Genomic DNA, 26,918 nt, shown 5'->3' on the forward strand with positions numbered 1-26,918 from the left:
ACATAAAGTTTTCAAATTGACCAAACAGGTTTCTTTGTTGACTAACCCATAATATTCCATTAAAATATTCGACGAATCTCATTATCAGTAATAGAGGCATTAGATAGGAGAAGCTATGAACGCTGCGAAAATGATCCCGACTGCGCTTTCGGGCTTGCTGCTGATCGGAGCCGTGTTCGCTCCGGCCGCGCAAGCCTCGGTTTCCGCCCGTTTTGCAGACACGACAGATCACTGGGCATCCGAAGCGATAGAATGGGCGATTCACAACAATATCACTCAAGGGTATCCGGACGGCACCTTTCAACCGAACAATCCGGTAGCGGAAGCGGAATTTCTGGCTATGCTCTTTCGCTCCACGCCTGTAACGGAAGCGGTTTATTCCGTGAGCGGACCCGCTCCCACCGAACCCGTTTTAAATGCACAACGACATTGGGCGGATCCCTTATATGAAAAAGCGGCCAAACTTGGGTATCCGGTGTCGGGCATAGACGATGTTGCGAAGCGCAACACATATCTCTCGCGTTTGCATGCTGCTGAAATTATGGCCGGTGCTTACGGTTATGCTTATCAAGGCGATGACGCCATTATTTTCGTTATGGCTAATGATTTGGCCGACGGCAAGGATGACTCCTTCACGGTGGAAAGCTACCGAGGAGCCGATCCGATCACCCGAGCGGAAGCGGTAGAGCTCATCAAGCGCTCAAAGGTTCGGCAGGTGTGTCGGCCCTCCGAGCCTGTTTTGAACCAATTGACGGCAAGAGGCTCCTCTTTGTCATCATCCGCTATTGTACAGGCTTATTGCAAACAGCCCAAACGTGCGGAAGATAGTTTGGCCGAGACAGCCAAGGGCAGCATCGGCGATGCTGCCGACATAATTGCATCGGCCCAATCCCCGCAGGACAATACTGAGCACACGCCTGTCCCTCAACGAATATTGTATCAAATTAAAAAAGGAGAAACCCTTTACAAAATTTCAAAAATGTTTGGTACAAGTATAAAGGAACTAACCGAAAGCAATCAACTTGCCGATCCGGAACAAATCGCTGCCGGCCAGTTATTGTATATCCCTGGTTTTCAGCTGCCCGAAGGCGAAGGCGAGATCATTGTCAGCCACGTCCTTAACGCCACCTTGACCGCTTACACAGCCGGCTACGAATCCACCGGCAAATCCCCCTCGCATCCGGCTTATCGCGTCACTAAAAGCGGCGCCTATGTGGAGGAAGGACGGACCGTCGCAGTTGACCCTTCGATCATTCCTTTTGGGACAAAGCTTTATATCGAAGGGGTTGGATATCGAACCGCTGAAGATACGGGTTCTGCGATCATCGGAAGCCGCCTGGATGTATACTTCGAAGATCTAGAGGAAGCGAAGCAATTCGGGTTGCAAATAGGCGTCACCGTTTACGTACTGTCATGAATGGAAAGACGCTAGGAAAAGGCCGCTCGATCTCGTTTTCATGTGCATAGGTAACAAGCTTTGCTATATTTGCTCAAAGGTACTTGCCTTAGCTGAGGGAGACCGGCGGAATAACAGTAAGCCTCCTGTCCATTCGCGAACAGGAGGCTTTGTTTGTTGGCGGAGCGGAAGTCTAAGCGCTATTACTGCGGCAGCTCCCCTGGGACATTCACTTGGAAAGTAACCCCGAACTTGTCCTTTACGATCCCGTACAAGGGGCTCCAATCCGTCTTCTGAAGGGGCATGACGACTTGCCCGCCGTCTTCCAAAGCGGCGAAGATTGCTCTCGCCCTTGCCTCTTCTGTCGGATGGATGGCAATCTGAACCGTATTGCCCGGCTGATAAGGCATGCCTGGGAACGTATCGGAAAACATGAGATCCGCGTCGCCTACTTTCAAGTGCGCATGCATAACGCGATCCTTCATCTGATCCGGCAACGGATGATTCGGGTCCGCCGGCATATCTCCGAACGTCATGAGACCCATCAATTTCCCGCCCAGCGCTTTCTCGTAAAAATAGACCGCCTCTTTCGTGTTTCCGTCAAAATTTAAATACGGGTTCAACGTGATTGACATCGTCTAACACTCCTTTGGAATCATTTGGATAACTTGCATTTAAGGAAGCGAAAGTTTCTTATTCATCTTTTGCCTTTTCCGCGTATTTTTTGAAATTATCTAAAATCGCCTGCCACCCGGCTTGCTGCATCTCGATCGCATTGGTCTCTTCCGCTTCGAACGATTCGATAATTCTCGTGTCGTTGTCTTGGCGAATAAATGCGACCTTCACTTTTCTACCGTCTCCGAGCGTATAGGCGATGCTCTCGTTAAGGCTCACCTCGTCGTATACTCCGCCAAAATCAAATCCAAAGCTGCCGTCTTTGGCTTCCATTCTGGAGACGAATTTACCGCCGGCCTTTAGATCATTTTCGGCGTATGGCGTATGCCAGTCATCGGAAGCGTTATTCCATTGCATGATATGCTTCGGTTCCGTCCAATATTTCCATACGCTTTCGACGGGAGAATGAACAATCGTTTCTACTGTTATTGTTACTGGAGTACCTGTTCCCATAGTTTAACCTCCTCATATGAATATCTTACCTACACCTATATTAGCATATTATTGGCAGCTAGATTTCTTTTCGATTGCTATTGTACACAGCCGATTTACGAATTTTTAGCAGAAGAAGTTATTCGCCAATCCTTATATGGAGTCCATATTCCCCAAATAATCATAATCATGTACTTTTTTAGGCCAACCAAAAGCGCGAGTTTGCAGGCCACATAGCCCACACCACTCGCGCTTTTGATTCTTGGCTGCCCATTTAAGCGAATCCGGAAAACCAACTATTCTATGCTTTCCTAACGCTTGTTATGGACTGGAACCGGGAGCTTGCAGCGGCGCTATGGTCCCTCCGGCGATGCTCCGCACGCCTCCCGAGACGGTCGTCGCCTCCAATCGGTACGTAAAGCTCTGTGAAGCATCCGGCACCTCCATAATAAATTCGTACGGATACACGTTCGTCGTCTCCGTATGCTCCGGTCCGTTGCCAATGCTGTAAATAAGCGAGACGCTTTGCGTCTGATCCGGTTTATCCGTCACATAGACGTAAGCGTAATACGACTCGGGGCTCATCTGCAGCACCATCGCCCTGCCGTAAGTATGTTCCGTCACCGTTTGCCCGAGCTGCGGCTGACCGTTCAGCTCGTACGTCATCTGCGAGAACGCCGGCTTCTGCACGCCGGGAATGCGCAGCACCGCACCCTTCAAGCTTTTCGCCGGGATCGTGACGTTGAAGCTGCCGGCGGTTACGTTCGCGAGCACCTTGCTGCCGTCCGGGGCGTACAGCTCGACCGTCCCGTTAAAACCGCTGCCGCCGGGCACCTTGCTTCCAAGCTGGACGGTGGAGGTCACGCTTGCATCGCTTTCATTGATCAGGGCGATGCCGAGCACGCCGTCTTTGCGCGCGGCAAGCCAATCGATCTGCACGCTGTCGGTGTCCACGATACCTTCGTCCAGCCACAGCCACATCCCCTGCTCGTCGAAAAACCGTCCGGGCGCGTGCCCATATTGATTCGAATTAAAGTAGGCGTATCCTTGCTGGCGCAGCGAAGGAAACTGGATGCGGTCATCCGACCAATGCTGCGTCAAATTAATCAAGAAGTCTTCCAGCATCGCCAGAAACGGTGGCAGGTGGTGCCAGTAAATGCCCGTATAGTCCGGTCCTTGCAGCGGATAATCCGGCTTTTGCTGGAACGTCGTCAGCGCGTTCTGGTAATAGCCCGAATAATTGGTAAACCGTCCAACGATCGCATTGCGCGCCACATCGGCAAAATACTTGTCTCCCGTATAGTCTGCAAGCCTCAGAAGGTCGCCTGCCCAGCTCGACATGATGATGTTCGAGCTGCGGCCAAACGTTGAGGACTGCTCCAGGCCAAGCCCGACACGGGATGGAATCCAGCCTGGCACCTGAGCTTGCTGCTGCTCGATCAAGTAGTTGCTCGAGAGGTTGCCCGGATCGCCCGGCGGACGGCCAAGGCGTTCCTGCTGGTCGCCGTGCCACCAGAAGCCGCCACTCGCCTCGTTGCCGTAGTGGAAATTGGCGCGAATTTGCGTCATGTCGTTGACCGTAATCGGCTGATTCCCCTTGGTGCCGTCAATGCCAGGCACCCACAGTGTCGCCGTGAGCCAGCGCGCCGCTTCCTCGGCCGCGGCCAAATCGGCCGGATCGTGCGTGACCTCGTACAGGTCGATCAAGGAAGCAACGTTCGGAAAATACGAGATGTTAATGAAGCTCGACCAGCCGACGGGCTCCGTCTGGGGCTTGTAGACGACATCGGTCACGTATTGCTGCGCTTGTTGCCGGGCTTTAGTCAAATACTGCGAATCGCCGGTATACTTATATAAATACAGGTTGTTCGAGAACGTCGGAATCGAGCCGTACGCATTGGTCACCGTCGCCTTGCCCTTATCCAAACCGTATTGGTACAAATAAGGAACGGCCCCGTGCGTCATTTCGTACATCCCGCCGACTACATTGAGGTTGTAGCCGTTAATCGGAGAACCGATCGATTTCGGCAAATCGTTCGATTGCCAAGATTCGGTTCCGCCCCACTCCGGTGTCCGGTTGAAATGCAGCTCTTTGCGCGTCAAGAAATTGGCCAGGGTCGGTATTGTTCTGCGGGTCAAAATTTCTTTGTCCTCGGTGAGCAAATATTCCTGCAGGGCTTGCATCGGGTTGGCGGAGGAAGTCACGTTTTTCCCTTCCATATTGTAATGCGCCTTGTCGTAGATGTCCCACCCGCCAAACTGATCGTCCATCATCAGCGAACGCGCGTTAAAGATTGCTTCGTTCAAATTGCCATATACGTTTTGACGGTAATCGTGAACGCCGAACAAGTCCCGCGCCACAAACTTGTAGGCATCGTACCAATCCGATACCCGGCTTATAACCCGGTACTGCATCGTATAGCTTTGGCCGGGCGTGAATTTCGCATCGGTCGAGCCGAGCACGGGGGCGAATATCGAACCTTTGGGATTGTAGCCCGTTCCCCTCATCGAGATGCCGAATTTTCCGTTGCTGCCGTACACCCAGCGAAGCGGGATCCAGGACGGCTCCGCCGCGACGCCTTTCGTTACGGCGTGTCCGGGCAAGTACGAATTGTTGGCGTTCAAAGTAAGCGTCCCCATCGGCGTAAATAAATATTGCTCGGTCATCAGTCCCGCCCCGGGAGCGATTCGTTTATCCATCACCCGGTACGGTGCCAGCGCGAAGTCGTACTGCTCGTCGGCGAACCCGCGTCCTTCCCACGCCCCGATTGAATATGTGCCGGCCTGATGGAAGGTCGCGCGGACGGTTACTTTCGGCGCCGGGTTGTCGCCGTCCATCTCCCATTCGGAGCTGAAGTCGGTCAGCGGCTCGTTGAACAGTAATTTCACGCCGCCGCCCGGCGTCATCACGTAGTCGTTCGGAATAAACCAATGGAACCGGCCCGCCTTATACAGATCGGTGCCCGAATAGCTTCTTTCGTTGCCGTTTGCCGTCGTATATTTACTTTTGTACGAATAAAAGTCCTGCGAGGTCGAAACCGTAGAGCTTGAATCGGCGGCCAATATGAGATAGCCAAGCTCCTCCGAGCGGTTTTTCGTTTGGACCCAGCTGTTTTCGTAACGGGCGTATACTGCGTTTTGCACAACTTGCCCGTTTGGTGTCGGCACCTTATAGAAAACAACCCGTGTAGAGGCGTTCTCTAGCGTAACGCTCTGTGAAGGCTCGCCTTGTGACAGCGCCCAGGCCGGGAAGCTTTCCGTATCCGTTCCGAGCGGCACGGCGGTCCGCAGCAATTGCGCGTAATCTTCCGATGGAGCCGCTTGCAAATCGGCCGTCAGCAGCACCGCGTCGCAGCGGGCGTAAAAGCCCGACGTATCATAAAGCTCCAGCGTATTCGTTCCTGGCTGCAGCTGAACGACTCCGGCTTCCGCCCATTTGAAGCCATCCTGCCCGTGCGTGCCGAGCCGCTGCGGGAGCATTTGGCCGTTCAGCCCGACGTTGAAAAACCGCGATCCTTGCTGATTCGTTTCGAAATCGCGGGAACGCACCCAAACTTTGTACGTTCCGGCCTGCTCCGCCTGAAACGTTGCGGTCGCCGGTTGCGCGCCCGACGGATCGGCCATATCCGGAGTAGCCCCTCCCGCGCTCGGAATGAGGCCGCGGAGGACGGATTTCTCGAACGCGCCGTCGACATTCGCCTCCATCGTCCATGTGCCGAAATCGTCAAAGCTTTCAGGCCGGAACAATAATGCGTTAGGCGGAATATTCGCTACGATCACAGCCGTCCTCCCCCCTTCGTCCCAATAAGTAAACGCGCCAAAGTATTGCTTCACGAAGCTGAGCGGCACAAGCGTAATGCCCCCATGGCTCATCGCCGGCTTCTCCAGCAAAATGCTTTTGCCGTTAATCGAGGCCGAATCCTGCCCCGTTATAACTCGAAAGCGCTTTCCATTTTTGCTTGCCGTCTCCTGATAGGTCGCTGCATCGACAGTGACCGCCGCGCCCAGCGAAGCGAATATTTCCGCAAACGGTACCATAACCGTCGATTGCTCCAGAACGGGCTGTGCGTTCAAATTTACGTATTGCCCGTTCAGCCTCATCGCAATATCAACCGGCGGCCGGTTCGGATCGGGTTGCCCGTTTACGATCGTGCCGGGCACATAGGTATATTGGGAGGCAAGCCATTGCAGCGCGGTCGAACTGTCCTCGATCGTAAAGCTCAAATCGTCCGTAATTACGATCATGTCGAACCGCGCGAAGTTCCCGCGGAAATCGATCGCCGAGAGGTCAAACTCTCCGCGGATCAACGGCATCGGGCCACCGGTTTCCCATCGCCAACCCTCCGTGCCGTGAGCACCGTATGTCGCCGGCTCGCTCCCGTCCAGCTTCAGCTTGAACGGCCGGGTGCCGGGGCTAACCGAGAAATCGCGGGAATGCACCATCATTTTATAAATGCCGTCAGCCGGAATCCCGTATTTTGCCGTGGCGGGCGTGGCACTGTGGTCCTTCCCGTCGGCCCCTCCCATCATAATATCCGGGAGCAGGCTTCCTCTCTTGTCGGCCGGTTTCGTCCAGTTGCCCATATGGGAAGCAAAGCTGGCCGCCGTTAGCACGATATAGTGCTTGTCCGGCTTCGTATCGGGCAGCTGCGAGGTGACGCTCGCTTCGCTCAAATCGCTCGTTTGAGCCATCACGGGAACAAAGCCGAAGCCTTGCAAGGCTAGCAGTATACATAGCACGAGCAGCAAAACCGTCGTTCTTTTCATTAATAGGTTCCCTCCTTGAAAAAAACGTTCAGAATAGGAGTCGGGCTTTTTCGCATCGCATGCTTTCATCTGATCCATGCTTCGGTTAAACGCTTACATCTTACCGTTTCCGCAGCGCCGCTCGCCCTTCCATCACCTGAATGTCATCCGCTGCCGCTGGGCGCGGCTTCGTATAGTACAGCCTCCCTCCTTCTTCTTCTCCCGCCGTCCCCAAGTCGTCTACCGTTCAATTCATTTGTGGGGCGGACTCGTCATCATTGTAATGAAATTATTTCTTACTGAACATTCACATTTTTTTTGACAAATATATCTGTTATTTCTCTGCTTGATACTACATTCCCTCAAGTCTATGCGAAAAGCCAAAGGCTGTTATGCTATGTATTACCCGTCAGGTTAAGCCTGTCCTATTTTCAATCCATGCCTCCATTGAATTACTTACAAAGTGACTTTCTTCGTATGTTCTAAAAACCACTTATACAAATCTGGGTTTCTATATGTTTCATTCATTACCCCATGTCCTGCATTTGGATATCTCGTAAATCTAACGTTACCACCGATTTCACTTAATCTTGAAACGATCTTTTCTGATCTATGAAACGGCACTGTTTCATCCTCTTGCCCATGAAAATTCCAAATAGGTACGTTCATCAGACTATGAGCCATCTCGGGTTCAAACCAACCAGCAATTGGAGCTACTGCAGCAAATCGTTGTGGTGCATGTGCAGCTAAACTCCAAGAACCAATACCACCCATACTAAAACCAGTTAAATATATCCTATCTGTATCAACACGGTATTTTGAAACTATATTATCTAGAAGATACAAGAGCGAACCATGTTGGTTCGCCCATACCTCTGATGAAGGACACTGAGGGGTCAACACAATAAACTCAAAATCTTCATTATTCTCAGCAATCCCGTTAAGTCCATAACCATCAAGAATTCTTATATCCGCTCCTCTTCTTCCGGAACCATGGAGAAATAATATTAAAGGCCATTTTTTTTCGTATAATTCTTCATAGTTGGCTGGCAAAAACAATTGATATCCTAACTCTTGCCTATTTTCTTTTCGATATTGATGTAATGTTGGCATCTCTTTTTCCCCTTATCTCTCGTTACGAAAATAATATAAGAATGAATGTTAGTGCACCAGCTAGCTATCTACGTCGATAACAAATCTGAGAATATTGCCGCCGTCAACACTCAAATGCGCTTTACCGCGAGAGGGCTCGCGATAAAATCCACTTGAAGATCAGGGAGTGCTTCACGCATCATCTCTACGACTGTTAGCATCCCTGCCTCCTCGCTGTTCTGATGTCCTGTAATAATCAGCGCCTTTGAAAGTCCCATATCCATGGCATCTCTCACGTATTCGTTCGTCTCCCATTCATTCGTCTCGCCAACGATTAGGAGATCGATATTTTTGCTCTCAAAGCATTTGATATGCGAACGGCCGCCTGACGCACCGGGCATCAATCCAAATCGCCTAACTGGCATTTCCGGATCTCCGGCGACCAGCACGCTATCGATATCGAGTTTATTTTTCAGATGAGTGACTATGGTACGGACGGTATGCTGCTCATCAGAGGGGATCGTAAGTAGATTCATCTTCTCTGGATTGGCGTAAGCTTCCCATTTCAGCTTCTTAAGCATGCCTACTAAAATGCCGTCCGGCTTGTATTTGTGGACATAATCGTGCAGTCGGAAGATCGAAATACCTGACTCCTCGATGAGCATCCGCTTCCTCTCATATACAGGGTCCCCTGCCAACCACTCCACTTCATCCTTATGGTTGTAGTACGTCGGCTCATGTGTGATGATCAGATCAACACCCGATTCAACCGCCTGCTTGATTACAGCATAAGTCGCCATGAACGTAACGGCCACTTTCCGGACCTCTGCATTCAAGCGTCCGCTCTTCAGCGTATCAACTGTAGGTTCCAAATGGCCAACCGGTTCGATGAGGCGATTCAGCACCATCTGCACAGTAATGATCATGTGTGAGACCTCCTTATAAATGGATTATGTTGTTTATGTACGGCTGTATGCACTACCTTTACTGGACCGCCTCCATGAACGAAAAAGTAGGTTCCACTAATTGGAAATGACCCGTCATACAGCAACTGGAACTAATATTTCAGCATTATACTTACTTTCCTCTTTTCCAAACTGAAACACTTCAAATGACACAGAATGTAAATTACTTCGCATTCCTTTGTTCCGTAAAAACTTATCAATAAGTCCATAAGGTTCTTCGCCATAGGATTGTACTTTTACATAGTGGTTACTAGGCACTTCAAAACCAATCATCCCCTCAGGTATTAGTTGTAGCTCAGTGACTTCCATACAATAGATATAGGTGAATAGCACTTCGTTTGCAAAATGAACACAAACATAAGTGCTTTCATCTGCCTTACCTTGAATTTCTCCTTGTCTTTCCATGAAAAGTTGGCGTGCTTCGCCGATACCTTTAACGTTTTTTAAGGGAGAAGTTACCGCAGTACCGATATATTTTCTTTCACCTAGTTGAACTACTTCAATCCGTGCGTTAGTCTCCTTTACAATTCGTGGTTGTAATTGTAATTCCAGATACATCCATTATTTTCCTGCTATATTGCCCTTACTTCATTCTTTAGTAACTCTAAGAATTGCAAGATGGTATCATTAACAAAAACGGGATTTTCTCTATTCATATGGGATCTATGGCCACAACCTGGTACAATAACATAGCGAGAGTCACGAATTAAGGTAGTAACCCGCTTAAGTGCCTCCTCAGGAGCATACGGATCATGCTGTCCGGCAATAAACAAGGCAGGACAGCTTATGTCGCTTAATTGCTCATCGCTGAGCTGCGGGTACGTCCGCCAATCACTTACTTTTTGCCTCAAGAATTGTTGCCAATTCCCTCGATGAGCTTCCATATGTCTTTCTTTCATCAAATTAATAAATGCATTGCGATCGTTTTGCAGCAGCCACTCTGGTTCGAACTCTTCAGATCCCATTGAGGCGATAAAGCCGCTTTGGCCAATAGAAGTTAGTGATGCAATTCTTTGAGGATGATTAACTGCGCAATAAAGCGCGACACCTCCTCCCATACCATACCCAATAAGATGCACTTTGGGAATATTTAGCTGATCAAGGAATGCAATAATATCTTCGGAATGCTGCGGTGTACTCCATTCAAGACTGTGACTTCTCGTTCGCCCGTGTCCTCGAAAGTCCGGAAAATAACATGTATACTTACTTTGAAAGTCTAGTATTTGGCTTGCAAAAGCTAATATTCCTCGCGAAAATCCACTATGTAAGAATAAAACCGGATCACCGACGCCCATTTGTTCATAATACATTTCCAGATTGTTACATTGTACATATGGCATGGATAACTTACTCCTTTGTAATTTATTCCCTTATTTTCAAGATATCGAACTGATGTTCCTGTGTCAATGATTTTATAGGCGGCGAGCTCTTCCGCTCTTCAAGTGTCGTTGGCAATTCTTTCTGACCAGATTGATCCATCACTTTAGACACAATGTATAGTTTAAATTCCCCGCCTCATTCTGAATTCCATCGTTCTAATTTCCTTACATCCTCAATATTAATTAGTCCGTGATCGAGTGAACCGGCAACTGTTCTAAATTGAGTCTCATGGCCTATCGTTGAATAATGTCGACTTACCAGTCCCAGCTTTCCTCTACATAAAATGCCAGACAGCGACGTGCAATGATATCCGCAGTATTCAAACACGTATGAGAAAACCGGACAGTCGTAGTAAATTTTGACTGAAGTGGATTGTCCGGTTTCTTATGATATCCAAATCTAGAACGAAAGGGATCGGCAAATATAAAAATCCTGCGTATTGTTCTGCGAAAATGGGTAAAGATTTTTATACTTGGCGGAAAAACCGGGAATCGTTATTTTGCTGACCCTGCCTAAAGAGAGGAGGAATATATTTTTGTCATGAGTTAAATGCACGAATGATATTGTTACAGCGTTCAGTGTACAAAAGAGTTTTAACAGAAATCTTTTTTAATGGAGGTATCGTTATGTTTCAAGTTCAAGCGTTGAGCTTTATGAAAAGGCCATCTAAATTACTCACATCTTTTGTTCTCGCAATTCTTATTTTGGGAATGTCTGTATTGCCCGTATATGCGGCAACCCCTGCGAAAACGGTAAACGCTTCAGCAACGCTCGCATACAATCTCAAAGGACTTAATCACAACGTGGCTGTCCAGAAAGCTTACATCGCTTCGACGTATGTTTACGTAACTCAGCGGTCTGGGGGAACATGCTATCTTTCAAGATTGCTCATAAACGGAAGTGACGCTACGTACGTTGATGAAATGACCGTCACCAATGCCGGTCATTGCCAAACCCTCGACATGTATACGTACAACGGTATAAATTACTTTTATTTCAGTTCAAAAGCGGATCCTTCAACAACGTATAACTGGTCGCTCCAGGTAGCAAGACTTCAATACTCGCCCGGCACGACAGTGGATTATACGGATCTTCATCGGTTAACCTATATGAATTACGCCAATAAGACCGGTTCGAGATTGGGCGATACATACCGTGTTGACGGCGGCGGCAACAGCACCCATACCGTACTCCGCGTACAAACAGCAGAAGGAACGGTAACTTGGTCGATTTATGACACGGTCGCATTGAACCAGCTTCTTGACAGCAATGAACAGGTACGCATGGACAGCGCGGCGGCGATAAGCGCTTGCGTTACCAGCGTTACGCAGTCGGGCAGCGCTATAGTCAGACCGAACGGATCTTTCCAGGGTCTTGATATGCTCAGTAATACGGAAATATATACGTCAGGCGGCGGGGAAGGCGATACTCCGCAGATTGCTATGATGTCTAACACGGGAGCATACAAAACTCTTGTTAATATTACAAATGTGGGGACCCATGAAATCGAGGGAGTACAAACAAAAAATAGCAACGTTTATTTTACTATCGTTACAGACCCAGTCAATAAAACAAATACGCAAAAAATTTATTACGTTCCTGACAGCATATTTTAAGTAACCGCCATACGAGTCAGCCCCCCAAAACTGTACCAAAAATAAAGTTAGAATAGCCGATACTGCTCCACCACTGCTGGAATTCCAAAACTCGCGAAAAGCTCTGTGCGTTACTCCAATGAATAAGCAGACGCGCCTCGGGGATCTGCCCGTTGAGCTCTTGTACTCGTCTGATCAACGGAATACATTATTATGATTATGCAGCTATGTTAGTGCCAAAACGATTAGGCGCGTATGTTTGTGTCGTCGCGTAGCGACACAAACATACGCGCTTTCTTAGTTAGGATTGTATCAAATAAGAGCGAGCACCTCGTTGATGGTGTCGGGTTCTGTCTTCATGATGATTACAACGTATTCCGGATTTGCTTGTACAAATTCAATGCCATATGAACGAAGCCTTCATCGGTAGGATGAGTGCCGTCGGCAAACAGTCTGCCGCTATGAGCAACGAGACTTTCCCCGTCTATTACATGTATCGCAGGGTACTCGGCGCATATCTCCTTTATTGTCTGCACGAGTTCATCGAACGTGCCGAGCAGCTTACGTTCATTCCTGATGCTGCGCCATATCGGAGTCATGACGTATATGCGGGCATAAGCATATTGCCTGCTGACGGCATCGATGTATGCCGCGCATTTGTCGCGGAACTGAGCCATCGTTTCATACCGGCCCCAATCGTTCGTCCCGTACGCGACTGTCACGATTTGCGGCTTGTATGGCAAGTTCTCGTCCAAGCTGTCGGCGTTGAATATGTACCCGCCAACGCCTTGATTGAGCAGCGGCATATCGAGCGCCCTCGCCAGCAAAGCCGCATACGTGCTGGACGGGTGCTTGGCGTCCATTCCTTGCGTGATGGAGTCGCCGAGGCACAGCAAACCGCCATGCGCCTGATCGACAGGCTCGCATACAGCGTTCGGCGACAACTCGAACGAGTGGAATACGATCTCCGCGCTATGCGGCAGATCGATGCAAATATGTTTGACCACACCTTGATTCCCGCTTATTTCAAAGCTGAACGCTCCTTCCGGCCGTTCCGGGTTGTCTTCCCCGATATCCGCCGCCCATCTGCCGTCGACCCAAATATCGAAATATATGTATTTACGGGCTCTACCCTTCTGGATGTAATCAAAGCGGATATAGTCGCTGTCCGTCCGCATCTCCAGCCGGCATCCTGCCAGACAGCGGCTCCGGAGACTTTGAGCATCGTTAGGAGCGTATACGCGCAGCTGCCGTTCCGTGAACCGGATCGGAGCTACACCTTCCTCCGTCTCGGCTACATCCAAGCAGCCGGTAAAAAGAGATTTAAGCAGCAGCAAATTGCCGGACATTCTGTTACCCTCCTCCAATTATCGATTCCCCTTCCACCATAGCATGTCGTGCAAGAGACAGACAATCCCTTTTGGGCGGGATCTTCCCAAAGGCAGAGATTAACCGAAGCAGTTCGCTACCGTCAATAACTCCGAGAGCCGCTATTTCACCGTCGACAAGATTTCACTGGAAATATTTTACCACAACTCCTGTGCACATGTATTGCGTGATCCTGCCTGTTCAATGAACATCAAAAAGGAGCTATCCTTGAGGCAGCCCCACACTATCGTATTCATCCAGGCTATGTTTTCTTTCGCTCTCCGCTATGTTCAAAATAAACATGGACTTCGATTCGGTTTAGCGATGAAGAAGTAAGCTTTATATCCTGCCAGTTTTTAAATCTTTTCTTAAACATAACATTTCTTAAGTTGTAAATATCGGCCCCAATGCGTAATCCGTCTTCATAGGTTGATCGGATTTCTTTTTCAATCTGCTGCTCTGCTTCTTTCTCCATTTCTTGCTCTGATTGATCGCTGTCAATTAATTCAACAATGTTACCTTTGACATTAACCTCAATATTGAAAATCGTGTTCCCGTCTTGTTCCATTACCGATACCTTATGTTTGGGTTTTTCAAGCGAGATGGTCCCGGACTTGATCTCGATCGGTGTTCTTGATGTCTCTTTATCCATCCATCGCAGTCCGTTAAGCTGATTGGTTGCCATCCATCCTTGAAAGTTGTTTTTTCGAACTACAAACACACCGTTTATTTTCAATTTTGGATCGGTTTTCTGTTCGGTCTGCCATGAGGTTTTATCAATGGTAAGGGTGGGGACTAAAGCCGTCTCGCCAGGCTCATTGAGATTCATTTGATATTCTTGCGCCTGTAGAGGCTTGACGAATGATTTCTGAAGATAATTTTCTTCCGGTTGGCCAAGAATGGTGGTTATCGGAGACATTTGGAATAGAGACGGTGTCTTAAAAACTTCCTCGATGGATCCTCTCGTGCCGAATATCCATGGTGTATACCGAAATTCTCTATACCTCTTTAAATTATCAAAGTAATCGTCGCCTCCGGCTTGAATCGCACTTTCTGTAAATAGAAACGTGCGAACATGACTCCAATATAGCCTTCTTTGTGCCGTATCGTATATATTGTTTAATGCCAGAGCGAGCGTTTTCCCTTTCCCTTTGCCGACATACACTTGCGGTCCGCCCCCTCCCCCTCCATCTTGGGACTTCGCTACATGGGTAAAGGATACCGTTTGAATATACGCTTCATAAAGATTATTTTTATAATCAACTCCTATAGCAGTAGCGTAAAGCAATTCTTGAATATTTTTATTATCCCAACAGCCTGAAATGAACAGCATAAAACTGATCGTGAATAGAAGCAGCACCGGTTTCATTGTCTTTCCCCTTGTGACTTGGAATCTATCGTATGCAACATGTTCGGCCTTTTATTTTTGGATTTGAAAGGTTGATTGAATATCGCCAATATGGAAGACCTAATATCGAGTTCTGCCATCGGAGACCAGTAGGATATGCCGAAGGATGTCAAAGTAGAGGTATACCCCACCACTGAAATTAACCCGATGAAAAATCCATACATACCCAAAAGGGAAGATATTAGCAGCATGTAAATTCGAACGATGGTGACGGTGCCCGTTAAGGATTGATTAACCAACGTAAAGGAAGCAACAGCCGTCGCCGCAGTAACCATGAGCATAGAAGGAGAGGCAAGCCCGGAACGGATAGCAGCATCCCCGATAATCAGACCCCCAACTACAGTTACCGTTTGTCCGACCGCTTTCGGCAGGCGAACGCCGGCTTCCCGAAACAATTCGAATAATCCAAACATCAACAGGATTTCCAGAGGAGCAGGGTAGGGGATGCCCGTACGGGCAACAGCAATGGACGCCAGCAACGGGAACGGAAGTTGGTCGATATTGAAGCAGGTCAATGAAATATAGAATCCAGGCAGAAACATGGCGGCAACTAAACCGACAAAACGCAGAAACCGTTGTAAAATCGTGTAATAGTAAGGGGAGTGAACATCTTCGGGAGATTTTAACTGCTCGATAATATTAGATGGTCCGATGATCGCCATTGGAGATCCGTCGGCTAAGATTATAAATCTGCCGTGCAGCAGCACCTCTACGGCAAAATCAGGTCTTCCTATGTAATCCACTAACGGAAAGATGGAGTCGCTCGAATCGCTTAAATATTCCTCAAGCTGTGCACTTCCAATCACTGTGTCCACATCGATTTCGGCAATCCGCCGTTTCGCCTCAGCAACATATTCTGGGTTAATAATATCTTTGATATACAGTATGGCTAAACGCACGTTTCCTCTTTTGCCGACAATGCAGTGTTCGTATTGAAGAGAAGCGGTCTTCAACCGTTTGCGAATAAGGGCTACGTTAGTGATCACCTCTTCCGTAAACCCATCCCGCGATCCCCGAATCGATACTTCGCTGGTCGATTCTTCCGGCTGCCGTTTTGGCGGGTTGGAAATATCCGCTTCATATACTTTTGAACGATTCTCGTGCACATGTAGAATAATCACATTACCCGAAAATACACTCTGTTCAATTTGATTGAGCTCTACACTTTCATCTAAAAGCTTCAACTCCTCGTTTTGCATCATTTCTGTAATTCGCGGGAGTACATTTTCATTTAACTGCTTCGTATCCGCCATGCCTTTGCAATGAATGACCAGTGCGCCGCCGCGCTTCTCGATTTTCACATCGTAACAGGAAGCGAATAACGCTCTGAAATCCTCTTCTTTTGCATTTTTGATGTTCATGACACACCTTTTTTCCTTGTTGTAATGTAGGCAAATACAGTCCAACAGAGAATGGACAATGTGGATAAAGGATAGAAGTAGTATTTAGTGAATGTTAAAAAATCGCTGTCATTTATTTGAAACTCCACACCGATAAATAAGGCCGTCGTCAATATCAGGATCGCTATTTTTTTCGGCAATTGCTTTGAAGTCAGCAAATCCCCTAAAGCAAACAACCCCAAACTAATTATAATAGCGGCACTACTAAGCCACTGGTACATGGATAAAAAATCAAGATGCTCCATGAAACTGCTGATACTGGCTAACCGCCACTGAGTATAGACAGGGAATCGCTGTTTAGAGGCTTCATAAGGGCCGAATGTAGTCAACATACTCACAACCGTACTGATTATAAAAAACGAAATAATAGATACGATCACTACAAAATGCTTCCATTTAAAATGGCCTTGAATATGAGGCGATATCAATAATAGCAGGAACAATTCCAAGCCTACTCTGAACGTGGTTGCCGCGCCTTCTAAGATGGGCCGCGCTCCTTCACTTAACAGAGGGAGTAGAAGGTCAAAATGTCTGTATTTTAAAGTTAACACATTCATAAACATGCCCAGTATCAAAAAGGCCGGAAATAAAATGGCAAAGGAAATGGCGATCGGTTTGATTCCTTTGACGGCTAAATAGGCGCAAACGATCAGTAAAGGCAATGAAATCGCCCAAATGGGCGTAACGGGTATGATCATTGATTTAACCCACGTGACGACATTTTTGTGAACGACAAACAGTTCAGACAACAAGTATAGGGCAATCCAGCATCTCACCGCCCAAGTGATAAAACTCCCCATTTTTAGTTCTAAAATATCGAGGAAGGATTGGTTAGGCGCCTGATTGTTTAATATACGACAAATCCAAAAAGCATATAAGCAATATGCAATGCACCCGAGGATACTGCTAACGAACGCATCACGTTTTGCCTGTTCCATCAATATGATTGGACCTGAAATCTGAGACAAGGAAAAAGTCCCGCTCATACACAGGATATAACCATGCAAGGGATTGATTTTGGGATTGGAAAACGAAGACATCAACCTCACCACCTGTCCATATATTTTCCTGCAAACTATTTTTTATTCCATAAAAGGGATTTTCACACAAAAAAACCAACTTGATTGACAAGAGAAAAAAGGTACCTTCTATTCGCCGCCCAACAGGGCAACACTCACCTTTAGGACAGTACCTATCCTAAAAGTGCATACTTACATTTTGATAGAGCAGTCTTTATACTCAAGAAAACAACAATCAGCTCTAAAGGAGGACAAATCGTTGAAAACTCTCGTTATCGTAACTCACCCAAACATAGAAACGTCCATCATAAATAAGCGATGGGTAGATGAGCTTAACAAATATCCGGAAAAGTATACCGTACACGAATTGCATAAGGTTTACCCGGATGGAAACATTGACGTCGAAAAAGAACAGCAATTGGTTGAATCGCATGGTGCTCTTGTTTTGCAATTCCCCATACATTGGTTCAATTGTCCGCCGCTCCTCAAAAAATGGCTTGACGACGTTTTGGCATATGGCTGGGCTTATGGTTCAAATGGTGGCGATAAATTAAAGAACCGCAAAGCTGCTCTAGCGGTATCTGCCGGAATAAAAAAAGAAGATTATAGTGAAAAGGGAAGATACCGTTATACACTTGATCAGCTATTATCTCCTTTTGAAACTACTTTCTTATACTGCAATGCAGATTATCGTTCGTTTTTTGCGTTGTATGGTTCAGAAAACGAGCCCGGCGAAAACATCCCTGGCACAGAAAATGATCCACCGGCAAGCGCATTGGAAAAAAGCGCACAAGATTATTTGAAATTTGTTGACAGTCTGTAAAATCACACAAAAAAAAGAAGTATTTCCTTGTTCAGGAGATACTTCTTTACGTTTAAAACAATATAGCAATGTCTACTGCGGTACGTTCTCCAGAGCTGGCGAACTGTTTTTCTCTCCCCACTCGCACATCATATTTAACAATGGAATAAGGGATCGACCACGTTCAGATAAGGAATATTCGACTTTTGGAGGCACTTGGGGAAATTCTTTGCGTACGACAAGGCCGCCTGCCTCCAGCTCTTTTAACATGATGCTTAACGATTTAAAAGTGATGGTACCGATCGATCGCTTCAGTTCATTAAACCGCATAGCCTTATTTTCGGCCAGCCAATACATAATGATCATTTTATATTTACCGCCTATTAAGGACAATGTGTACCCAAATCCGGTATCTTTTAGTTTCACGCCACTCGGAACACAGGTTTCGCGCACGATTCACACGCTCCTTTTGGTATAGTACGTCTACACGACCAATTTATGATTGTACATAGATAATGAATGATTCGTTCCAACTATGAGGTTTTCCACAATTTGTTTCATAACAGCCTCCCCGCGAATTGCGTATAGGTTAGGAATCAATAAATCGGATGCCGTGACCCACTTGCAATCACTGATTTCAGTATCTTGTAATTGAAGGGAACCTCCAGCAATTTCGCCTATAAAATGAAACAAAATGACTTGATCGGTTTCGCTGCTAATAAAATTATAAATGCCGGTTGTACCTGTAAGTTTGACATCATACCCGGTTTCTTCTTTTACTTCTCTACGCGCAGCATCCAGAATATCTTCGCCAGGTTCTATCCTTCCGCCAGGAAAATTCCATTTATTTCTGACAGATGGTTTGTTTTCTTTGATAATCAACACTTTGTCGGCTCGAATGATAGATACGCTAACAACCAAAATCATCCCGGTTTGTGTCATTCTCTTCCCCATCTCATACACATCTTTGTTATGATAAATATGGAAATATCAATATAAGAATACCGAATGTACGTTTGTATGTAAATGGTGATTGATGGGATCCGCTGCCCGGCAGGCAGGGATCCCATTATATTTCGTATTTCCTACTTTGGGCTAGGCCAATACCGTCGGGATCCGTCATATCCTTTTGCACTATGATCGTTCTGGTTTAAATGAACATAGTGCTTATTGAGTTTTATGCTGCCATTCTTCTTTTCCTGCTTCTGCTTTGCGCTCGCAACGTTTGGACCGATAAGGAAATTCCCGTAACCGTCAAAATAATTAATCCAATGGCAGTCACATCGGCAAGCCATTTGACGTCCGTAGATCCCATGAATGAATCCTAATAAAAAGAACTCCCTTGCTGTCCGGATCCTCTAGCGGGTTTACCTTGCTGCCCGTTGGTACCGTTGTTCGTCCCTTGATTATTGCCGTTTCCTACCTCAGCCGCCGGTGCTGTGGAAGCAGCGTCTTGACGATATGGAGCTGCCGTTCCAGCCGCCTGTACCGGCATCCTCATTTCCGATTTGGAGGTTTGCCCCATAAGCCAAGGCTCTGAAAGGAGTAACCCCGTCACGGACTCGACTAAAATAAGAATAGATGTAAGTAATCCGATCCATAGATGAAGTTGACGAAATTTTCTCATTGCCCTAACACTCCTTATTGTATGCTGCTTTATTTTCAAATCCGGCTCCCTACGGCCAAAGCAGGCGGCACGGTTCGTTAGGTTACGCTTTGGCTCGTACGAAGCTCCAGCTCCCGATGCTTTAGTTCATTCCGGCAGGACGGCCGCCACGGCCGCCTCCCGGACCGCGACCGCCAGCACCGCCGGGACCGCCGAACGTATTGGCTGTGGTCACACCCGATTCGTTCACATAGGTCACTTTGTCTCCAAGCGTAAAGGTGACGATCTTCGTGCCGCCGCTAGTCACGCCGCCTGCGTACATACCGTCGGTCGCAGTACCGGTAGACTTGCCGCCGGTAGAAATGGTGTACTCAGTGCCGGCTTTCAGTTCCGGTGAGGAGATGACGATGCTGCTGAACGTTTTCGCCGGCGCGAATGTCGCGATCGTCTTACTCGTGCCGTCCTTCAACGTCACCAAGGTGCCGGCCTGAAGCGTGCCCGGGAAGGTCATATGAACCGCTCGCTGCGACGAAGTATCCGAAGGCGCCTGAGCCATACCCGAGCTACCGGCCGCGATGAGCGTGCCGCCGGACTGCTCGAAGGTCCCGTCGTAATCCAGTGCGCCGTTACCGTTGCCGCTCGGACCATTCACGATGACGGTTCCGCCGGTCATGACCATCGAGCCGTTGGAATCGAGACCGTCGCCCGCGGCGTCCACAACCATATAGCCGCCGCTGATCGTCAGCTTGCCGCTTGCGGTATTCGTCATACCTTTGCCGCCGGCGGCCGAGCTATTGCTCTCGCTGCTGACATTCACGCCGTCGTCTTTCGAGACGAGACGGACCTTTCCTCCCGAGATTGCGATATCCAAGCTCTCGATGCCTTCATAGCTCGTGGTAATATCGATGGTTCCGTTCAAGATCGAAAGTGTCGTGTCCGCGTGAATGCCGTCATCGCCGGCGGCCAACACGAGCTGTCCGCCTGCAATCGAAATATTGGCGTTGCTGTGTATTGTGTCGTCCGCCGCGTCGACCTGGAACTTGCCGTCCGCAATTGCGATGTCCGCCCCCGCCTTCAACGCTTTGCCGCTGCTGGACTCCGCATCGTCCGTCGCTGTCTGAGCTTGCGGCCCTCCGCCGAAGCCGCGCGGATCTTGCTCTTGATGCGTCTTTGTGGAGGCCGCGCTGCCGCCGCCGGATACGATATCGAACGTGCCGCCGCCGATCAAGATCGAAGACGCCGCCTGGATGCCATCGCCGGCGGACGTAATGTTGAACGTCCCTCCTTTGATAGCGACAAAGCCCTTATCCGCGTCGGTATCGTTCGTTGTCTTGACGCCGTCTCCGCCCGCTTTGATCGTAATGGAGCCGTCCTGTACCGCGAACAAATCGCGTCCGATCACGCCGTCATCGACCGCCTGCACGTCGATCGTGCCGCCCAGCATCTTCAAATCGTCCTTGCTGACGATACCGTCGTTCATTTTGCCTTGAACGGTCAATTTGCCGGACCCGTTAATCGTCAGATCGCCCTTGCTGAAGATCGCTGCGATCGCCGCGTCCTCGGACGTATCCGAATAACCGGATCCGTCGGAAACGGCGTTATCCGTGCCGTCCTGCAGCGTGACGATCGTCTTGTCCGCCTCTTTCACATAAATGGCAGGACCGTCTTGTTTGCTGATCTGTGCCCCGTTCAGCACGAGATGTACGTCGGCGTCCTTCGGCGCATCGACTACAATCTGCCCATCGGATAGCTTGCCGGCCACGACATAGGTGCCGGCCGCCGTAATCGTCACGATGCCGCCTTCCGCCTTCGCGCCCGAGCCTTCGACACTGGCGCCGGAGGCGCTCAGGCTGATCGAGGTGGAACTGTCCTTGCTCCAAGCCGTCAGCGCGTCGTTATCTTTGAAGCCAGCCTTCTCTGTCGCGTTCAGTCCGGCTAGCTGCACCGCGGCAGCCGATGCCGAACCGCCCGACTGTACCGCGGACACGGCGGTTTCGGAGGCACTGGCGGTTGCTGTAGTCGTATCTGTGGACTTTGCGCTGCATCCTGCAGCCAATAAGGTGCTTAAGAGCACGGCAGTCATCATCTTTGCTTTATTAGAACGTTTCATCATGTCATAACCCTCTCTTCATTAGTTTTCCAGCGCAGCCGGATTCATGGTCAGCGTGATATCGAGATTGCCGTTTCGCGTGCGGACGGCGTCAAGCAGCTCCTTCTGATTCGTGTTCGGGCCAAGCTTCACGGCGTACACGATTTCGTACAAACTGCCGAGCTCGGTTGTGCGTACCTTTTTCAGCTCGTAATCGATGTTGAACTTTTTGAAGATTTCGTCGAACGCTTCCTCATAGCCGAGGTTCTCCGGGATGGTCACCTTTAGCGTCTTCACCGGCTCCTTGTTCGTTCCGAATTTGAAGGCCTTCAGAATAAACATAAGTAGGCACAGGAGCACAGTGAACAGCACCGCGTAGCCATAAGCGCCGACGCCGCACGCCAGGCCGGCGGCCATGGAGAACAAGACGTACGATATATCCTTTGAGTCGCCAGGGGCGCTTCTAAATCGGATGATAGAGAAAGCGCCGGCGAGACTGAAGGCGCGGGCGATATTGCTGCCGATCAGCAAGATGATAATGGCAACAATCGTCGGCAAAATCATCATCGTCAGCGTGAAGCTCGGGGAATAGGCGGGCTGCGTCTTTATGTAAGTCCAGCTAATCAACCCGCCGAGGAGGATGGCGACCGCAAAGGTTAGCAACGCATGGGCGACATTCAATTCCGTGACGGCTGTGCTTGAGGTAAAAATAGATTCAATCATATGATTACACTCTTCCTTTCCTGATTCTGATTCGCATACCGAATCGATTTTTTATACTCATTGCCATACTTGGAGAAGCTCGTCCGGTACATCTGATGCTCCGCCAGCAGCTTGGCCAGCCACACCGGGATCGTCTTCTCCGCCTTTACTTCCATCAGCCACTGGCCGCGTTCCAATAATGGATCGCCATAATCGCCGGACTCCAGCTTGAGATCGTACCGCCGCGACCGGATGTTCGTATCGAACGTAATGCGCAGATCCCGATTGCCCTTGCAAAACATCGCAATCCGGTCGTACGCCAGATACACCATGGGCCGCAGCTCGTATCTTGACAGAAAATAATCAATCTCTTGGATGACTTGCCCGTTCATCCCTTTCCTGTAATCCGGCGCTTGACCGGTCCGAACGAACTCGTACGCTTCATGAAGCTTCAGCGCCGTCCGCCGCTTGTTGACCAGGCCGAATACCTTCTTCTTTAGCTCCAAATACACCTTGGCATCCGGAGCGGGTACACCGTAGGCCCTGATCCGCAGCTTCTCCCTGTACTTCGGCTTCGAGAGGCTGTTGCGCACCAGAGTATGCTGCTTGGTGTCGTAGTACAGATTACTGATGGAATAAAACTTGTCGTCCTTGTTGAAGGCATCCAGCTCCATGTATTCCATCAGGCAGTTATAGATACTGTAAAAAGCCTTGGTATCCATCAGGTATTTGTTTTCGTATCGATTGAACACTTCGATCGCCATGATCCTGCTCCCCTTTCCTTGCTTGGCGACGTCATCGCCTTCCATATGTCGTATCTTAGGGAGCGAACCTTTAACGAATCTTAAATGGAGAACGGCGCAAAATAATTTTTTACGAAAATGGATTCGATGCTATGATATAAACGGAATAAAGAGAGTCGAGGCTTAAGGAAACAAAGGGATAGGGCGGAAAACGCATGTTCCATTCCATTCAACTATTACACCGGCCGAAGAATTTAAAGTATATCGGATTTGCGATGATAGCTTCACCCGGCTTAAGGTTGATTAAAGGTTCTCACATCATAATAAAGACATGACGAAATAAAGGGGTTGTACTGCATGAGAATCTTGATCGTAGAAGACGAGGTGAATTTAGCGGAGGCGCTCTCGCAGATTTTGAAGAAGCAAAATTACTCCGTAGACGTCGTTCATGACGGGCAGGCGGGTCTGGACAATGCGCTCAGCGGCATATACGACCTGTTGCTGCTCGATATTATGCTTCCCGGGATGGACGGCCTTTCGATATTGAGGATAATTCGCACACAAGGTATCCATACGCCGGTCATAATGCTAACGGCGAAAGGCGAGATTCCGGACAAAATCGCCGGACTCGATCACGGAGCAGATGACTATGTCTCCAAACCGTTTTCCACGGAGGAGCTGCTTGCGCGCATCCGGGCGGCACTGCGGCGCAAAGGCGAGGTTATGCCGGAGGACGGGCTGCGGTTCGAAGATCTTGAACTGAACACGTCAACGCTCAAGCTTACATGCAAGGGCAAGGAGCTGAAGCTGATTCTGAAAGAAAGCGAGCTGCTCGAGCTTTTGATGACAAGGAAGCAGGCCGTCACGTCTAAAGAGCAGATGATCGAGAAGCTGTGGGGATTCGACTCCGACGCCGAGCATAATAACGTGGAAGTGTACATTTCGTTTCTTAGGAAAAAGCTCGCTTTCTTGCAATCCTCGGTCCGCATCAATACCATCCGCGGCGTGGGCTACGTATTGGAGGCGTCCTCCTGATGTTTAATAAGCTGCGCAACCGGCTCCTCCTGATGAACATGGTCATCATTTCGGTTATTATGCTTGGCGCCTTCGCAACCATCTATACGATTACGTATCAGAATGTGCGGAGAGACGTCCAGATGGATCTCCAGCATGAAGTGGATTCTTTTGGAAAACTTGGCGGGGCTATAGGCAAACCGGACGGGGCTGGGGGCAAAAGAGGCGGCCCCCCCGGCAAAAAAGGCGGAGAGATGACAGGGCCGGCTCACCCGCGTTCGGTCTCCTTCTCGCTGCAAACCGACGAGCAAGGAAACATCCTGGAGACGAATTCCCGTTTTGAAATGACCGGTGATTTTTATGCAGCCGTCGCCAAAAAGGCAGCCGCCAATCCTGCGCAATACAGCAAGTTCACACTCGATGGGACACGGTGGGCGTACAGCGCGATGCAAAATCAAGCGGGCTATTTCATTGTCTTTATGGACGTTACGCCCCAGGAGCGTATTTTAACCACTCTCATCTATACGTTTTCCGTCGTTGCGCTTGTCATGCTGGGAATCATTTATTTGACCAGCCGCTACTTCGCCGACCGCTCCATCGCACCGGTCAAGGAGGCGTTCGACAAACAGAAGCGGTTTATCGCCGACGCTTCTCATGAACTGAAGACGCCGCTGGCCGTTATCAACACCAACGCCGACGTCCTGCTGGCCAACGGCACAGACACGATCAACGAGCAGGCCAAGTGGTTACACCATATCAAGTCGGAGACGGAACGCATGAAGATACTCACGAGAGATTTGCTGTATCTCACCGAGATGGAAGACGCCAGATCGCGCATGATCCACGTCCCGTTCGACCTGAGCGAAGCCGTCGAGAGCGTCATCCTCACAATGGAGGCTGTCATCTTCGAGAAAGATCTCGCGTTTGACTACGACATCGAACCCAACCTTACCGTCACCGGCAGCAGCGAGCAGATGAAGCAGGTGGCCATGATTCTTCTGGACAATGCGATCAAATACTGCAATCCGAAGGGATCCATCTCTCTCGTGCTGAAGAGGCATCAAAATCATATCCAGCTGTCCGTGTCTAACACAGGTCCGGGCATACCCGCCGAGCATCTGGATAAAATTTTCGACCGCTTTTACCGCGTTGATGCCTCGCGTTCGCGGCAGAGCGGCGGCTACGGCCTTGGGCTCGCTATCGCCAAGTCGATTGTCGCCCAGCACCGAGGCAAAATCTACGCAAGGAGTGTGCCGAACGAGACGACGACATTTTATGTGCAGCTGAACGAACGCTAACCGCGTCAGCGAGGCTGCTCCAATCGTTCCAGTAGGGATCAACAAAAGGCCGTCCCGGCGCATCACTTGGGGACGGCTATTTTTGTTGCGCTTTCGATGAAATCTGCAAACCGTAATGTCGTATCACGCTACATTTCATTTTTTTCAAGCGATTTTTTAATTTCATCCACTACTCTTTTATATCCTGCGGTTGGCTTATCCGCGAGACGTTTCAGTTCACTTTCAAGAAGAGTAGTATAAGCCATATGGAAAGCTTTTTCTCGGGGAACTTCTATATCGGGAAGAACGCCTACGCCCTCCCAATTGCCCTTAGTCACCGGATTTATTGCGCGTCCATTAGGGATAAACACTTCAAACTCCCTATTGATTCTGTACGTTTTTCCCGGGTGAGCCCCGCCTCCGGTACGTTCCCCGACAACCACAGCCCGACCAATCGTTTGTAAATTGTAAGCAAACTCCTCCGCGGCGGAGAATGTTTTCCGGCTCGTTAATATATAGAGAGGCTTGCTCCCGCCGAATCTTTTTCCAGGAACATAAGGCAAACTCCAATACTGATGGGTTTCTTCATTTTTTCTCCAATACAAATTGTTCAGAAGTCTCGGTGACGGCTCCAGCAAATAGCTCGAGAGAAATGCTACCATATGTGGAGAGCCGCCAAAATTATTCCGTAAGTCAATAATCATACCATTTGTGTTGGCAAGAAACATCATTGCACCAGATGCCGTTTCGCCGGCATGTTCAGGCGGTGCAAAAGCTTGAAATTCCAGCAACCCAATATTTCCCGGTAACCGCTCGATTTTGGTGAATCCATAGTTATCCAGCTTTAGCATGGTCAAGTAATGATCTTGATCGACCTTACGATCCTCTTCCGTTTTCTCGGCTTGCGGTTCTTTCGTTCGATGCCGCATTTGTAAATGCTTATCCCGAGAATGCCCTGCAATTGCGCCGTTACGATTTCTGCGAATAAGGAAAAATCATTGATGCTGGCGTATTCGTTGTTATTTAACCGCCCGGTAACATCATGACTCATGTTTGCAGCCGTTTCGGGAAAAACATAATGATCCATTAGCAGTTTGGTCAGTGCATTTATCGTTTTTGCCTTAAAAGATTGATCCATCAACGTACCTCCGGTGAATGCTGCATTCCCTATCCTTTCAACCGCACAAAACGTGCAAGCGTAAAATTCTT

Annotated in this window: 24 protein-coding genes; 5 read left to right on the plus strand and 19 right to left on the minus strand. The window is 48.8% G+C overall.

The window, feature by feature from the left end:
* Positions 1 to 154: 154 nt before the first annotated feature.
* Positions 155 to 1,417: a 3D domain-containing protein gene (locus ACFQI7_RS08315; protein ID WP_218098816.1), complete on the plus strand. Its 1,263-nt coding sequence runs from the start codon at positions 155 to 157 to the stop codon at positions 1,415 to 1,417.
* 182 nt (positions 1,418 to 1,599) lie between these two features.
* Here ACFQI7_RS08315 and ACFQI7_RS08320 read toward each other — a convergent pair whose 3' ends face one another.
* The 7 genes from ACFQI7_RS08320 to ACFQI7_RS08350 form a co-directional block, all read right to left on the minus strand.
* A complete protein-coding gene (locus tag ACFQI7_RS08320; protein ID WP_218098817.1) occupies positions 1,600 to 2,031 on the minus strand; it encodes a VOC family protein in 432 nt (143 codons plus the stop codon).
* 58 nt (positions 2,032 to 2,089) lie between these two features.
* On the minus strand, positions 2,090 to 2,524 hold the full coding sequence (locus ACFQI7_RS08325) for an SRPBCC family protein (RefSeq protein WP_218098818.1): 435 nt from the start codon (positions 2,522 to 2,524) through the stop codon (positions 2,090 to 2,092).
* A gap of 300 nt (positions 2,525 to 2,824) precedes the next feature.
* Positions 2,825 to 7,270: a copper amine oxidase N-terminal domain-containing protein gene (locus ACFQI7_RS08330; protein WP_218098819.1), complete on the minus strand. Its 4,446-nt coding sequence runs from the start codon at positions 7,268 to 7,270 to the stop codon at positions 2,825 to 2,827.
* Between the two features lie 435 nt (positions 7,271 to 7,705).
* On the minus strand, positions 7,706 to 8,362 hold the full coding sequence (locus ACFQI7_RS08335; RefSeq protein WP_218098820.1) for a carboxylesterase family protein: 657 nt from the start codon (positions 8,360 to 8,362) through the stop codon (positions 7,706 to 7,708).
* A 110-nt stretch (positions 8,363 to 8,472) separates the two neighbouring features.
* On the minus strand, positions 8,473 to 9,267 hold the full coding sequence (locus tag ACFQI7_RS08340) for a Nif3-like dinuclear metal center hexameric protein (protein WP_218098821.1): 795 nt from the start codon (positions 9,265 to 9,267) through the stop codon (positions 8,473 to 8,475).
* A 114-nt stretch (positions 9,268 to 9,381) separates the two neighbouring features.
* Entirely contained in the window at positions 9,382 to 9,864 is a 483-nt protein-coding gene (locus ACFQI7_RS08345; RefSeq protein WP_218098822.1) for a GyrI-like domain-containing protein, read from the minus strand.
* A gap of 14 nt (positions 9,865 to 9,878) precedes the next feature.
* On the minus strand, positions 9,879 to 10,646 hold the full coding sequence (locus tag ACFQI7_RS08350) for an alpha/beta fold hydrolase (protein ID WP_218098823.1): 768 nt from the start codon (positions 10,644 to 10,646) through the stop codon (positions 9,879 to 9,881).
* Between the two features lie 666 nt (positions 10,647 to 11,312).
* Between ACFQI7_RS08350 and ACFQI7_RS08355 the strand changes: the two genes are divergently transcribed.
* A complete protein-coding gene (locus ACFQI7_RS08355; protein WP_218098824.1) occupies positions 11,313 to 12,302 on the plus strand; it encodes a helveticin J family class III bacteriocin in 990 nt (329 codons plus the stop codon).
* Between the two features lie 344 nt (positions 12,303 to 12,646).
* Here ACFQI7_RS08355 and ACFQI7_RS08360 read toward each other — a convergent pair whose 3' ends face one another.
* The 4 genes from ACFQI7_RS08360 to ACFQI7_RS08375 all read right to left on the minus strand — a co-directional run bounded on the left by ACFQI7_RS08360 (position 12,647) and on the right by ACFQI7_RS08375 (position 17,497).
* Complete coding sequence (locus ACFQI7_RS08360; protein ID WP_218098825.1) at positions 12,647 to 13,630, minus strand: SGNH/GDSL hydrolase family protein; 984 nt, start codon at positions 13,628 to 13,630, stop codon at positions 12,647 to 12,649.
* A 281-nt stretch (positions 13,631 to 13,911) separates the two neighbouring features.
* Positions 13,912 to 15,018 (minus strand): Ger(x)C family spore germination protein, encoded by a 1,107-nt coding sequence (locus tag ACFQI7_RS08365; protein ID WP_218098826.1) that lies wholly within the window; start codon positions 15,016 to 15,018, stop codon positions 13,912 to 13,914.
* Positions 15,015 to 16,418, minus strand: coding sequence for a spore germination protein (locus tag ACFQI7_RS08370; RefSeq protein WP_218098827.1), 1,404 nt, complete (start codon positions 16,416 to 16,418; stop codon positions 15,015 to 15,017). The genes ACFQI7_RS08365 and ACFQI7_RS08370 overlap by 4 nt, the downstream gene beginning before the upstream one ends.
* The gene (locus ACFQI7_RS08375; protein ID WP_218098828.1) at positions 16,415 to 17,497 is read right to left on the minus strand and encodes an endospore germination permease; all 1,083 of its coding nucleotides are present in this window, start codon (positions 17,495 to 17,497) and stop codon (positions 16,415 to 16,417) included. The genes ACFQI7_RS08370 and ACFQI7_RS08375 overlap by 4 nt, the downstream gene beginning before the upstream one ends.
* 238 nt (positions 17,498 to 17,735) lie before the next feature.
* Between ACFQI7_RS08375 and ACFQI7_RS08380 the strand changes: the two genes are divergently transcribed.
* Positions 17,736 to 18,299 (plus strand): NAD(P)H-dependent oxidoreductase, encoded by a 564-nt coding sequence (locus tag ACFQI7_RS08380; RefSeq protein ID WP_218098829.1) that lies wholly within the window; start codon positions 17,736 to 17,738, stop codon positions 18,297 to 18,299.
* A gap of 72 nt (positions 18,300 to 18,371) precedes the next feature.
* Here ACFQI7_RS08380 and ACFQI7_RS08385 read toward each other — a convergent pair whose 3' ends face one another.
* The 6 genes from ACFQI7_RS08385 to ACFQI7_RS08410 all read right to left on the minus strand — a co-directional run bounded on the left by ACFQI7_RS08385 (position 18,372) and on the right by ACFQI7_RS08410 (position 23,439).
* The gene (locus ACFQI7_RS08385) at positions 18,372 to 18,731 is read right to left on the minus strand and encodes a winged helix-turn-helix transcriptional regulator (RefSeq protein WP_218098830.1); all 360 of its coding nucleotides are present in this window, start codon (positions 18,729 to 18,731) and stop codon (positions 18,372 to 18,374) included.
* Positions 18,732 to 18,761: 30 nt separating this feature from the next.
* Positions 18,762 to 19,220, minus strand: a complete 459-nt coding sequence (locus ACFQI7_RS08390) for an NUDIX hydrolase (protein WP_218099030.1) — start codon at positions 19,218 to 19,220, stop codon at positions 18,762 to 18,764.
* 382 nt (positions 19,221 to 19,602) lie between these two features.
* Positions 19,603 to 19,905 (minus strand): PepSY domain-containing protein, encoded by a 303-nt coding sequence (locus tag ACFQI7_RS08395; protein ID WP_230414908.1) that lies wholly within the window; start codon positions 19,903 to 19,905, stop codon positions 19,603 to 19,605.
* Between the two features lie 121 nt (positions 19,906 to 20,026).
* Entirely contained in the window at positions 20,027 to 21,997 is a 1,971-nt protein-coding gene (locus tag ACFQI7_RS08400) for a carbohydrate-binding domain-containing protein (RefSeq protein WP_218098831.1), read from the minus strand.
* An 18-nt stretch (positions 21,998 to 22,015) separates the two neighbouring features.
* Entirely contained in the window at positions 22,016 to 22,696 is a 681-nt protein-coding gene (locus ACFQI7_RS08405) for a DUF4956 domain-containing protein (protein WP_218098832.1), read from the minus strand.
* A complete protein-coding gene (locus ACFQI7_RS08410) occupies positions 22,693 to 23,439 on the minus strand; it encodes a polyphosphate polymerase domain-containing protein (RefSeq protein WP_218098833.1) in 747 nt (248 codons plus the stop codon). The genes ACFQI7_RS08405 and ACFQI7_RS08410 overlap by 4 nt, the downstream gene beginning before the upstream one ends.
* 336 nt (positions 23,440 to 23,775) lie before the next feature.
* Between ACFQI7_RS08410 and ACFQI7_RS08415 the strand changes: the two genes are divergently transcribed.
* Both ACFQI7_RS08415 and ACFQI7_RS08420 read left to right on the plus strand, forming a co-directional pair.
* Positions 23,776 to 24,453 carry a response regulator transcription factor gene (locus tag ACFQI7_RS08415; protein ID WP_218098834.1) on the plus strand — a complete coding sequence of 226 codons (678 nt, stop codon included), beginning with the start codon at positions 23,776 to 23,778 and terminating at the stop codon, positions 24,451 to 24,453.
* Positions 24,453 to 25,730 carry a sensor histidine kinase gene (locus ACFQI7_RS08420; protein WP_218098835.1) on the plus strand — a complete coding sequence of 426 codons (1,278 nt, stop codon included), beginning with the start codon at positions 24,453 to 24,455 and terminating at the stop codon, positions 25,728 to 25,730. Before ACFQI7_RS08415 ends, ACFQI7_RS08420 begins: the two co-directional genes overlap by 1 nt.
* Before the next feature lie 128 nt (positions 25,731 to 25,858).
* On the opposite strand, the gene ACFQI7_RS08425 is transcribed toward ACFQI7_RS08420, so the two are convergent.
* Together ACFQI7_RS08425 and ACFQI7_RS08430 are read right to left on the minus strand one after the other, a co-directional pair.
* Entirely contained in the window at positions 25,859 to 26,638 is a 780-nt protein-coding gene (locus ACFQI7_RS08425; RefSeq protein ID WP_218098836.1) for a S41 family peptidase, read from the minus strand.
* Positions 26,563 to 26,847 carry a hypothetical protein gene (locus tag ACFQI7_RS08430; protein WP_218098837.1) on the minus strand — a complete coding sequence of 95 codons (285 nt, stop codon included), beginning with the start codon at positions 26,845 to 26,847 and terminating at the stop codon, positions 26,563 to 26,565. Before ACFQI7_RS08430 ends, ACFQI7_RS08425 begins: the two co-directional genes overlap by 76 nt.
* Positions 26,848 to 26,918 lie beyond the last annotated feature (71 nt).

The organism is Paenibacillus allorhizosphaerae (genome assembly GCF_042659105.1).
Classification (GTDB): Bacteria; Bacillota; Bacilli; order Paenibacillales; family NBRC-103111; genus Paenibacillus_G; species Paenibacillus_G allorhizosphaerae.